The sequence below is a fragment of the Legionella sp. PATHC035 genome (genome assembly GCF_026191115.1).
GTDB lineage: Bacteria > Pseudomonadota > Gammaproteobacteria > Legionellales > Legionellaceae > Legionella.
This window is the reverse complement of the sequence record NZ_JAPHOT010000001.1, coordinates 1557907-1568701: the sequence shown is the minus strand read 5'-3', so window position 1 is coordinate 1568701 and position 10795 is coordinate 1557907. Positions and strand designations below refer to the sequence as shown.

Sequence of the window (10795 nt, the reverse complement as noted above, 5' to 3'; positions counted from 1 at the left end):
AATCAGGGTGAAATGGCTCTTTCACCCTGAAGGGATATTAGGGAGTTATTGTCCTGCATTCAGATCTGCATTTGGTGCGCCGGAACGAACGCTTTGTAACAACAAGATGCTATTCGTCATTAAAAGACGCTCATGGATTTGACGATCTAAATAAAGTTGATAATTAATCTCAGCGAGTAAGATCGCAATTTCTTTTTCTACAGTAGCAGGAGCTGCCGTGTTAAGTTGAGTTATCCATTGGCTACCACCTGATTGGCCAGTACCGCTTGATCCAGTACCAGTAGTTCCAGTACTACCAGTGCCAGTGGTACCGCCCGCACCAGCATTAGGGAATAACCGCCAAGTCGCCATATTGTATTCACTTAAGGCTTGGCTCATTGGAGTCAGATTTTGACCTTGCTGACTTCCCTGTGCATTCTGAGGGGGCGATTGAGGCATTCTTTTCGACATAATAAAGTAGAGGTTACTTATTCCTACTGAGCTTTGAGCTGCGTAAGTACGTAAGCTTGCAAGATATTTAGAAATTGTTTGTGTCGCCTGAACTTGCTGCGGAGTAGGAGCGCCGCCGCTGTTGGATGAGCTGGGAATCGTCTTCTGTACCAATTGATCATAGTCATACCATTTGGGTAATTTTATAGGAACAATACTCCCGGTAACGTAACGTATAAAATTGTCGGCGAGTTGTTCTTGATTTTGCGCGGTGAGGCCATTATTTGTCCCGGTACCCACCCCAAGACTATCAGTTGAATACATTAATGGTCCAGTTAATGCGTTACTGTTAAGCTGATTTAAAAATTGTGAAATGTATTGGCCGTTAAAAAAAGTAGTCGCGTTGGGGATGTATGCTCCTATTGCATTAGCAGATACTAAAGTGCCATACAGGTAGCCGCAATTCTCAGTCATGGTAGTTGGGGACTGGTCATATTTCATACAGTAACTGATATCCGGTGTTCCTAAAATATTGAGTACTGCTTGGCTAATTGGCTCTTGTTGAAAAGATCCCTGACCTTTACTCCCACCTTGTATTTGATTGAACAATGGGTTCGCAGTGAATCCTAGGGCACTACCACCTGATTGATTCGATTGAACTGATTGATCGAATAATGGATTCGCTGTAACTGTTGACTGACCAGAGGAACCTGAAGAGCTCGAACCATTAAAGCCATTAAATGTATTATTAACCAGCTGATTAATCGCCGAAGCAGTCGGAATATTCGTAGGCACTAACTGAGAGAAGGGGGTTGCGGCACTTTCATTGCCTCCGCTATTCTGATTACTACCACTTGTAAACGTATTGACGGGAATCGCACCTAGATAAGTATAAAGCATATAGGTTTGCGCCAGTTGTGCAACAGGTAGGTTAATTAGATTGTAGTTGAGTATGTAGGTTTGGGGATTTTGAGGCTGTTGCGTTACATCAAAACCCAAATAACTACCAAAATTTTGGAAATATTGGACGAGTTTTCGGGTATTCGTAGACGTTTCTTGTTGATTGTATAAATTGGTTGTATTGTCTGCTGCAGCAGAAAAAACAGTTAAACAAAGCAGATTTAGCAATACAAATTTGGACGACGATAATTTCATTTATTCTTCCCCTTCAAGTGCACGTAAAACAAGTTTTAGCCGGTACTGGCAAAAAACTCGCGACAACAACCTTAAACGCTCAAATACAATATTTCTTTTGAGAAAAACTCCGGCTGAATCATGACTTCCTGTACTTGTTTCTTCAGCATGGATCAAGACTCGTGAGGCACTGCCCGGATGGACTGTATCAATTGCCTGCAGGAGACGTAGGCCTCTGCCTGATTTGATATTACCCACGATGCGAATAAACTTTTCTTCTTCGGCTAACAGCCCCATGTCTATTTTTTCTATGTCGTCAAGTTCTCTGCCTAATTGCTCCATGGCCTGCTCAAACTCTGGATTTCCATCAAGAGTCCAATCCTCCACACTTTCCATAAAAGTAATCACTCTATAGATCATAGGATCAATATATTCAAACCAGTATTGTGCGGATGCTTCGTGACTAAGATCTGGCATTTTTTACTCTTTCTTTACTTATAATTAGCGGATGGACGAAACCATTACTTACTACTATAGTATATTATGAAAGGTAAAAGAAAGAAGTAAAATATATGAAAAAGCGGTCAAGAATAATTAAGCTAATTTCATCGATCCTTAATGTCCGTAGGTGGTTCGATTGGGAACGAATGAGGGCGTTTACTTTATATTTGGGAAATGGATTTAAACGCTTATTTGTGCCACAGAAAGCACCAACCGAGGGTGAATCATTCAGTGAAGCGATGAAGCTTCTGAATCTTAGCGAAGAGAGTATACTCACGAAACAAAAATCATTGTTTCGGTTAAGTATTCTTATGGTATTCGCCGCTGTTTTGATTTTTGTATATGCTGGCTATCAGCTTTTTTACGGTTCGATAAGAGCGTTTCTTGTGAGTATTATTGTTACTATGATTGCACTAGTTTTAGCCTTCCGTTACCACTTTTGGTACTTTCAAATGAAAAATCGTAAGTTAGGGTGTACTTTCAATGAGTGGTATAGGCAGGGGTTGTTGGGAGAGAAGAAATGAATAAGTTGTTAGTTACTCTACTCCTCCTTTTATTTCCTGGATTGGTTTTAGCGGATAGTAGCGGTGGTGCTTTAAGTTTTGCTCCTCCAGCGAGTGATTATTCTGTAGTATTTCTTGGCAATTTATTCGGTGTTGTTGATGGTGTTCTAAGTGGTACTGGCAGCCAAATTATGGGCAACATGTTTGCCGTATTTAACGCGGCTGTTTTGGCATTAGGTGGTATCATTATTATGTATACCCTTCTGGTTGCCACCATGAATACGGCTCACGAAGGGCAGATGCTCGGACAAAAGTGGTCCTCTATTTGGATTCCAATTCGTTCTACTGTTGGTTTAGCATTATTGATCCCAAAGACCTCTGGTTATTGCTTAATGCAGATTTTTGTCATGTGGGTTGTTGTGCAAGGGGTTGGTGCAGCCGATAAAGTATGGAATGCAGCTTTAAGCTATTTGAACCGTGGTGGCGTTATTATTCAGGCACAACAGATTAATCCGGCCTCTGAGTTGACCAATACCGGAACCACAGGGATTAGTGGTATAGCAAGTGGTGTCGTCAATATCCTTGCGGGCCAAGTATGTATGCTGGGATTGCAGACTCAACTGACGACTCAAAGACAAGCCCTGCTAGATGCCCAAGCGCAAAAAACAGGAGCGTGTTACTCCGCTGCTCAGGGATCAAGCATGCAGCAATTTTGTAATAATGTAGTTCCAGATTTCTTAGGCTCGGTCAATGCAGTTGCGGTTCAAAATGCTGCTCCAACTAGAAGCTCTTGGAGCGTTGACATGCCTAATTTTGATTCCAGTTCCCCCTATAGTTTTCTTAATGGAATCTGTGGCACCATCAAATGGAACAGTATTACCACCCTAAATTCTAACTTTGGCACCCTACTGTCTGGAAGTGCTAGTCCTAAACTGGATCAAAACGGTAATCCTGTAATCGGCAAAGATGGTCAGGTTGAAATGAATTATTTCACTGCAGGAAATAACGTGAAAGTTGGAAATAACACGTTAACTCCTGGAGAGATTGCGGCCACGCAGATGTCTCGCGCTATTGCAATCCAGCAAATGTATTCGGATTTGTCACCTGTGGCTCGGTCTATGATAACTAATTCTCCAGGAATACCATTTAATCAAAAACCAAACCCCGATGCTTATTCTGCAGTGGCAACGGAGCAATTCGGTGTACCCTATAAAAAAGATGGAACAGTGTGTGATAATTACAGCAGCAGCACTCCGCCAGATGATCGATGCGTGATTTGGGGGCCAGTGCCAGGTTCTCCTATGGGTGGAACTTTGTTAAATGGTAATGAATTAATCAATGCGATCAATGACTACAATGGCATTATGATGCCTACGGTAAATCTATCGCGCCTGATTAACAATGCATCAGACAATGCTAAGGCCACAGACTTTATCAATAATGCCGAGATGCAAGGCTGGATTATGGCCGGTGCTTACTTTTTTAACTTGGTGGAGATTCAGGGAACGTCATCCATTGCGAACTCAAGTCAAACCGATTCAGGCACAGGACTGGATGGAAGTACGTTCAATCCTCAGGCGATAACGAGTCCGTTTGTAATTGGCACCAATGGCACGAGTGTTACTTGTGGTCCTGGAAACATGACGGCTCAGGGTAAAGATTTTACCACATTATGTACTTGGTTTAATCAAGATAATGCTCCATTAAAAGCGGTGCAAGCGTTAATAACTTCCAGCGATACAGATAAAAAGCCTTCCTGGTCATCCTCGATGACAAGTGATAAAACGCAGTCTGCATCCACGGTGTATGGTTTTATTAACAATGGATTGATGATGCAAACTCCTGGCCAACCAGGGGTACAGCAACTCACTTTTGCAAACAGCATCAACTTCAGCGTGAATACGTCGTTGTATCGATTACAACGGCAAAACTTTTCTTGCGGTGAAGTAAAACCGTTCTTCTCTATTTGTTTAGGACAAATTCTCGGAAACATATTTTATAATATTATCTTAGTGACCGTATATAACCTGTTCCTTGATATCTTTGGCCAGATTATCAACAGTGTAGTTATGGCCTTCCTGATGATTCCATTACAAGGAATGGCAACAATCTTCCAGCAAGGGCTTCAGATTATCTCGCAACCCGGGGTAAACCCAGTTGTTGCATTAGCGAATATGGGAAATGAGTACATCAATTTTGCGGGCAACTTATGGATGCTTCTATTGAATATGGCGGTATCGAGTGCGTTAATCCCTGTATTTGGTATCTTTATCTTTGCGATGATGTCTTTGGCTATGCCGCTGGTGATCGCCTGGGTGGGGGTCATGGTCAGTGTAGGCTTTACAACCGCCTATTATATTCCCATCTTACCGTATATGATTTTTACCTTCGGTGCTCTGGGCTGGTTAATCTCGGTTATTGAAGCAATGGTTGCCGCACCTATTGTTGCATTGGGCGTGACCCATCCTGAGGGACATGACGCTTTTGGTAAGGGTGAGGCTGCGATCATGATCCTGGTTAATGTCTTCCTAAGACCTTCGATGATGATTATAGGGTATATTTCTGCCATCGCATTATCTTACGTAGGCGTATGGGTTCTGAATGCAGGGTATGACCAGGCTATCGCATTTATACAACGACCTAATCAAGATCCAGCGCATCTCGCGGCTGGATTCTGGTCGACTGGTGGTTCAGACTCGCCTTCTGGTACCGGTGGATATACAGATTGGGCGGGAATTTATGCATTCTTCTTCTCCATATTAACTTATACCTCTTTGTACTTAGTGATAATTCAAAAGGCATTTACACTGATATCCTATCTGCCAGATAAAGTGTTGCGATGGATTGGAGGTACTCCTGAAAGCTTGGGTCAAGAAACCGCACAATGGGGTGAGGAAGTAAAAGGTAAGACTCAAGAAGCCGGTAAGGAAACCCAGACCGCACAAGGGCAAATCGATAAGACATTGGGTGGTTATGGTGTGAAGGGTGTTGGTATGGCTAAAGGTCTTTTGGGCAAAGCCGGTGGCGGCGGCGATGTGTCTGCTCAGGGTAATGCGACTCCGAGTAGTGATAAGGATAATGAAAGCAAAAAAAAGTCTAGCTCTCCTAAGTCTGGAGGTAATGATTTGGGTGGTGCCGAGACGCCTGTGGCTAAATAATAGTGCTGAAAAAGATTATTACTTCATTGTTAATGTTGAAAGTTTTAAAAGCGCATTGTGATATAATCTAGATACATTTACACGTAAGGTTGCTTGCATCATGCCAGAACTAACTGCTCCTAAAAGTACTCCAATGAGCCAGAGCGATATGGCTCAAGATAAACTTAAAGGTTTGCAAAAAGCGAAAATAGATGAAGATCGATTTTTCCAAGAGTTATTTCTGTTTGTGCAAAGGATGCTTTCTTCAATTTTAAAACTTCAAGTTGATCCCAAAGCTGAATTAACGGATCTAGCCAAAGATTGTGGCTATCAAGACCTGCCTACTGCTTTAAATTCTGCAAAAAATGCACGCGGACAGTCTCCATTAACTCAAGCGTTGCAAAACCAAGATTTCTCGCTGGCGCAAACTTTGCTTAATTCAGGCGCAAAATATGATGTTCAATCAATGGATGAATATGATATTGCAATTAAAAGCGAGCGAGGACAACAGGCGATTCAACAAAAGACGATTACTCCTCCTGAGGGGGGGTATCAATCTCGTCCAGATAAATTGCACCGAGTGAAGGAATATGGTCTGGTGTTGGGTATCGTCATGGAAAGCACCGATAAAACCTCCTCACAGCGTGCGCATGTAGGCCCTGCGTATCACATGATGTCTGATGCCATCAGGGAATATAGTCAAGATTGCAAAAAAGAGCCGGCTAAAAAAGACTTTGGGCAAATTGCAGATGCCTTTGCTTTTGCAAATAAAGAAGCGAAGTTTGAATACAGTACTCCTGAAGGAAGCCCTAAAGCGGGGAAAGCACTTTCTGATCGAGTACAAGAAGGCAAAGTAACCTCGGTTCCCATTAATTGTAAGGGACATGCTATGGGGTTATCTTTTGTGCCGGTCGAAGGAAATCCTGATAAAACTTACTTAGTGTTCACCAATCGAGGGGAAGGGGCAAAAGGAAAGTATGGAACGCAAATTTATGAAGTAAACACCAAGGATGTTACTCCTGACTTTATAAATAACGTGATGAGCGGCCACGATAAAGGGTTATCACACGGACAAGTTATGGCGGAAATTCAGAAAGTCACTCAAGGTAAAGAGCCTATAAGTACTATCGAGCAAAAACCTCAAAAATACGATAATTGTACGGTCGCAAATACCCGTGCAAACATTCATGGCGTTTTACTGTGCCAAGAAGCAAATCGCAGAGGTGGCTTTGATCAAGTGACTCAAGATGTTAAAGATGAAGTCAAAGGACGTTATAAAGAGTTTACAGGTGATATGAGAGATAAAAAGATCCAAAAGTTGGAAAAAGAAATTCAAGCCAATCCAAGCGATCCCGATTTAAAAGCGCTGGCTAAAGGATTTTTGGAAAAACCCAATCATAAGCATTCGGATATATTGCAATCTGCAGTTGCAGAAAATACTCCTACGAGCTCGCTCAAATCGTGAACTTGTTTTATTCTTTAAAGGGAGCAAACCTAATTTTTAGGTAGATAACTTATGCTTGCGAGATCCGAAATGCCACGGATAAATTCAGACATTTCGATCGGTTCTTGGCCTATCTTTAATGCACTACGGACAAAATTAGCAGCCTTCAATACCTCTTCCAAATTGTATTTTTTTAATTGAATCGAATGTAAATAAGCAACAAAAAACTCAGTCTTTAGATTCCCAGTGCCTTTACCCATTCCCGCTAACGATGCATCAATAAAACGCACCCCTGAATTTATGGCTGCCAAGGCATTGGCTTGAGCTAGACCAAGATTATCATGAGCATGAAAGCCAAATGGGAAAGGGTATTTACTGACGTATGGTTCATAAATTTTTTGAGTACGCGACGGTAATAAACTGCCATTTGAATCGGCAAAATAAATGATATCTGGATTATATTCACTGATTTGTTTGATCGAGTCATTAAGCTCCTTTTCTTGGTAATAAGAGATATGCATCAGATTTACCGAAACATCCATATTCGCATTTTTTATCATTTTGATTTTAGGTAAGGCTGAGGCCAATTCATTTTTAGCAATACAGACTCTTAATAGATCAACACCACACTCCTTCAATTCCATGAGATCTTTTTGAGTGATGTTATTTGGAAAAATCATAACCACCATTTTGGCTTTTTGGATTAACGATCGACAAAGAAGCAGATAATCTTTTGCACACAATCCTGCTCTGCCTAAATTAGCGGGAGCTGGCATCCCATGACGATAGCCAATTTCAATATATTCAATACCTGAATCATCGAGTGGGCCAATGATTTTTTGCAAATGAATGTCTTCGAAATGGAAATTAGTTCGGTGCCCACCATCTCTTAATGAGGCATCCAAAAGCAGGATTGGATCGTTCATATAATTCCTAAGTACGGGTAAATAAAAAAACATACCTGTCCCATAAAATTATTATAGCTAAAATTAAAGCTTAATGGCTGAATCCCTCGAGAACGGTGTAAAATACGAGGTTAATTTAAATAACAATTATCAGACTGGTGTTTTACAGGGTATGGTTCAAGCTTCTGGGATGAGTTCTATTGCTGATATTCTTTAGCCCCAGCAATAATCAATTTGTATACCCGCTCACTAATAATGCCCTGTTCAAATTTCGCTTTGGCATCCCAGGTCATCAGTTGACCCTTTTGGCGTACTAACTTACGGGTAGCAGAGGTTACATCATTAGGATCGCTTTCAAGTAGAATATCGCGGACTTCTTCATCAAATACCAGATATTCTCGTAATGCAACTCGTTTTTCATCAACGGTAGGCACCAGTTTTTGCCAAATACATAATCGAATCGTTTCCAAAATATCAATCGTTCTTCCTAAACGTTCTTCGCCAGAGAATGAGGTGACTAGACGGCGCATGGTTTCGGCAACACCCGAGGTATGCAGAGTGGTGTATACTGGATGTCCAGTGAGAGCAGCTTCTAATGCCGCACTGATTGTTTCTGCATCCCGACACTCACCCACCATAATTAAACGCGGCTTACGACGTAAAGCGTTTCTTACTCCATCAGCAAAGCTAGGCAAGTGGCGAGGAATTTCTGACTGACTTACTACGGCGGATATGGTTTCAATTTCATCATAGACAAATTCGATTGGAGATTCATAGGTCAATACTTTACGGTTTGAATCTTCGGTTTCAATTAAGTCACGAATAATTGATGCCAATAGTGTCGATTTACCTGAACCCGTTGCACCTGTTATGAAAACAATTCCTTCTTGAGGAGCAATTGCTTCCAGCACATTGTCGGGTAGATTCATCGTCTCAAGTCTTGGAGGGGTGGTAGGAATCGTTCTTAAAGTAATCTGGATTGCATCATGGCCTTCCACAAGACATGCCGTTCCATTGACCCGGTAACGGTATCTGACCCCACGATTTGGACGAAATTCATAGTGAGTATCAATGTCTTTACCTGAGAGAAGTTGGGTCGTGGCATTAGGACCATAGATTGCATTAATTAAATCACCAAGTTCCGTATTGGATAAACGACGATTCGTTATGCGTAAGAGTTTTCCATAAACTTCTGCGTAGATGGGTTCGCCGGTTTGAATAGTAATATCAGAAGCATTTAAACGCTCAGTATGTTCCAACATTTTATCCATAAACAGTGGAGTAAAACGTGTTGGCTCATCAGGCATTAAATAAGTTTTATCATTCATACAAAAATCAGTGAATTCTATTGTTGTCGTTAACTGGGGCAATCGTTGGTTGCCAGGATTTATCCGTTATTATAATTTTAGAACGATTTGCCAATTTTTCCATATTTTTGAATTGTTCAAGCGCATTTTCATCCTTAGAAACCGCGGCTCGCCACTGTTCGCTATTTATATTAAGAGCTGGCAATGCAGTAATTCTTAGAACCCTGTCATCAATATGAATTTCGGACGCGTCGCCGGTGATTCCCAAATCGGTGTGCGAGACAAATGGGGGGGATACCATATTCATTGCTAATAACTTACGGTAAAGGATCATGCCACTGAAATCTTCTTTGAGACGGGCAATGTTCTCCTCAAGAATAGTGTTGGCTTGATCAATACCATTTTTCCAGCCCTTAGCTACATAAAGACACCACATCTTCTTCTCTACTTTAGTCTTAGGCAGTAGGGTATAGTGCGGGTATTCCGGTTTGACATAATCCAGCCATAAGTATTGACGCCAAGTGGGTGGAGTCGTAACAAAATGGGCTTGTTTCGCAACTTTATAGGAACGATCGGAAATGCGTATCGTTTGCGCATCAGCAAGATTAAGGGTATTTCTTCCTTCTAATAATACTGGAGGTAGGATGTTGTGCTCTAGAATCAGTGAATTAAAATCATAAATCGAATCAAGCCTGCGTGATTGTCTTATAAGATGCTCATCAATGACCTTTGCACGAGCTGCCAAACCTGCTTGCGCCCCAAGGCTTAAAGCTGTTTCTCGCAGTGCTGTTTGACGAATTTTACCCTTTTGCCTCTGATTTCTTTCCTTCTGGTTTACATTAGCCATAGCTTGTAGCCCGGCTAATGAGGTCGTGTCACCCATATATTTTGATGAGTGACAACCAATGAGTAACGCAGACAATACAACTATTAAACTAGGAATAAATTTTGGCATAGCGCAATTCAACAACCTGACTGTTAGGATAGACGTGAATATTGGCCTTTTGACCAGCTTGGTAATCAATATCACGCAGGATTTCAGCTAAACTTTGATCTTTGACATTAAGGCTAATTAAAACCGGAATTGAAGGAGCCTTCCCTAAAACACGGAGCCTGAAATGCGCAGATTTTGCAATGCGAGCAGTTAATTCTTCGATAGGACCAGACCAGTCTACACTTGCTCTGGCTTGGAGATTATACGCATTAGGTATAGTCAATGTATTATCTACTGGTGGTGGTAAAATTACTTTTTCAACGCGCGCCATTTCATGCATGGAATCGCTTACAGATACCGCTGCCTCAGCTAATTTAATTGTAGCATCATCACTAGGGTTGTTAACTGGTGGTTTTTTAAAGAGAACGCCACCATGTTTACACCCTGAAAGCAGGATTGAGACAATAAACAGCATGACAAGCTTGTTGTTCATTCAATATT

Annotated in this window: 9 protein-coding genes; 3 read left to right on the top strand and 6 right to left on the bottom strand. The window is 41.5% G+C overall.

The window, feature by feature from the left end; genetic code table 11:
- Window positions 1-45: 45 nt before the first annotated feature.
- Together icmX and icmW are read right to left on the bottom strand one after the other, a co-directional pair.
- On the bottom strand, window positions 46-1584 hold the full coding sequence (gene icmX, locus OQJ13_RS06925) for a type IVB secretion system protein IcmX (protein ID WP_265710131.1): 1539 nt from the start codon (window positions 1582-1584) through the stop codon (window positions 46-48).
- The gene (gene icmW / locus OQJ13_RS06920) at window positions 1585-2040 is read right to left on the bottom strand and encodes a type IVB secretion system protein IcmW (protein ID WP_028380728.1); all 456 of its coding nucleotides are present in this window, start codon (window positions 2038-2040) and stop codon (window positions 1585-1587) included.
- A 95-nt stretch (window positions 2041-2135) separates the two neighbouring features.
- Between icmW and icmV the strand changes: the two genes are divergently transcribed.
- The 3 genes from icmV to ankD all read left to right on the top strand — a co-directional run bounded on the left by icmV (window position 2136) and on the right by ankD (window position 7169).
- On the top strand, window positions 2136-2588 hold the full coding sequence (gene icmV / locus OQJ13_RS06915; RefSeq protein ID WP_265710130.1) for a type IVB secretion system protein IcmV: 453 nt from the start codon (window positions 2136-2138) through the stop codon (window positions 2586-2588).
- On the top strand, window positions 2585-5725 hold the full coding sequence (gene dotA, locus OQJ13_RS06910; RefSeq protein ID WP_265710129.1) for a type IVB secretion system protein DotA: 3141 nt from the start codon (window positions 2585-2587) through the stop codon (window positions 5723-5725). The genes icmV and dotA overlap by 4 nt, the downstream gene beginning before the upstream one ends.
- Before the next feature lie 100 nt (window positions 5726-5825).
- Window positions 5826-7169 (top strand): Dot/Icm T4SS effector AnkD/LegA15, encoded by a 1344-nt coding sequence (ankD, locus tag OQJ13_RS06905; protein ID WP_265710128.1) that lies wholly within the window; start codon window positions 5826-5828, stop codon window positions 7167-7169.
- Between the two features lie 29 nt (window positions 7170-7198).
- Here ankD and OQJ13_RS06900 read toward each other — a convergent pair whose 3' ends face one another.
- The 4 genes from OQJ13_RS06900 to dotD all read right to left on the bottom strand — a co-directional run bounded on the left by OQJ13_RS06900 (window position 7199) and on the right by dotD (window position 10787).
- The gene (locus OQJ13_RS06900; protein WP_265710126.1) at window positions 7199-8074 is read right to left on the bottom strand and encodes a 4-hydroxy-2-oxovalerate aldolase; all 876 of its coding nucleotides are present in this window, start codon (window positions 8072-8074) and stop codon (window positions 7199-7201) included.
- A 176-nt stretch (window positions 8075-8250) separates the two neighbouring features.
- The gene (gene dotB / locus OQJ13_RS06895) at window positions 8251-9381 is read right to left on the bottom strand and encodes a Dot/Icm type IV secretion system ATPase DotB (RefSeq protein WP_265710125.1); all 1131 of its coding nucleotides are present in this window, start codon (window positions 9379-9381) and stop codon (window positions 8251-8253) included.
- 7 nt (window positions 9382-9388) lie between these two features.
- On the bottom strand, window positions 9389-10315 hold the full coding sequence (locus tag OQJ13_RS06890; protein ID WP_265710124.1) for a type IV secretion system DotC family protein: 927 nt from the start codon (window positions 10313-10315) through the stop codon (window positions 9389-9391).
- A complete protein-coding gene (gene dotD, locus OQJ13_RS06885) occupies window positions 10296-10787 on the bottom strand; it encodes a type IVB secretion system lipoprotein DotD (protein WP_028380735.1) in 492 nt (163 codons plus the stop codon). Before dotD ends, OQJ13_RS06890 begins: the two co-directional genes overlap by 20 nt.
- Window positions 10788-10795: the final 8 nt, after the last annotated feature.

What these genes read in the sequence shown, in the direction of transcription:
- icmX (WP_265710131.1), bottom strand. Translation starts at nt 1,584, where the DNA reads ATGAAATTATCGTCGTCCAAATTTGTATTGCTAAATCTGCTTTGTTTA.
- icmW (WP_028380728.1), bottom strand. Translation starts at nt 2,040, where the DNA reads ATGCCAGATCTTAGTCACGAAGCATCCGCACAATACTGGTTTGAATAT.
- icmV (WP_265710130.1), top strand. Translation starts at nt 2,136, where the DNA reads ATGAAAAAGCGGTCAAGAATAATTAAGCTAATTTCATCGATCCTTAAT.
- dotA (WP_265710129.1), top strand. Translation starts at nt 2,585, where the DNA reads ATGAATAAGTTGTTAGTTACTCTACTCCTCCTTTTATTTCCTGGATTG.
- ankD (WP_265710128.1), top strand. Translation starts at nt 5,826, where the DNA reads ATGCCAGAACTAACTGCTCCTAAAAGTACTCCAATGAGCCAGAGCGAT.
- OQJ13_RS06900 (WP_265710126.1), bottom strand. Translation starts at nt 8,074, where the DNA reads ATGAACGATCCAATCCTGCTTTTGGATGCCTCATTAAGAGATGGTGGG.
- dotB (WP_265710125.1), bottom strand. Translation starts at nt 9,381, where the DNA reads ATGAATGATAAAACTTATTTAATGCCTGATGAGCCAACACGTTTTACT.
- OQJ13_RS06890 (WP_265710124.1), bottom strand. Translation starts at nt 10,315, where the DNA reads ATGCCAAAATTTATTCCTAGTTTAATAGTTGTATTGTCTGCGTTACTC.
- dotD (WP_028380735.1), bottom strand. Translation starts at nt 10,787, where the DNA reads ATGAACAACAAGCTTGTCATGCTGTTTATTGTCTCAATCCTGCTTTCA.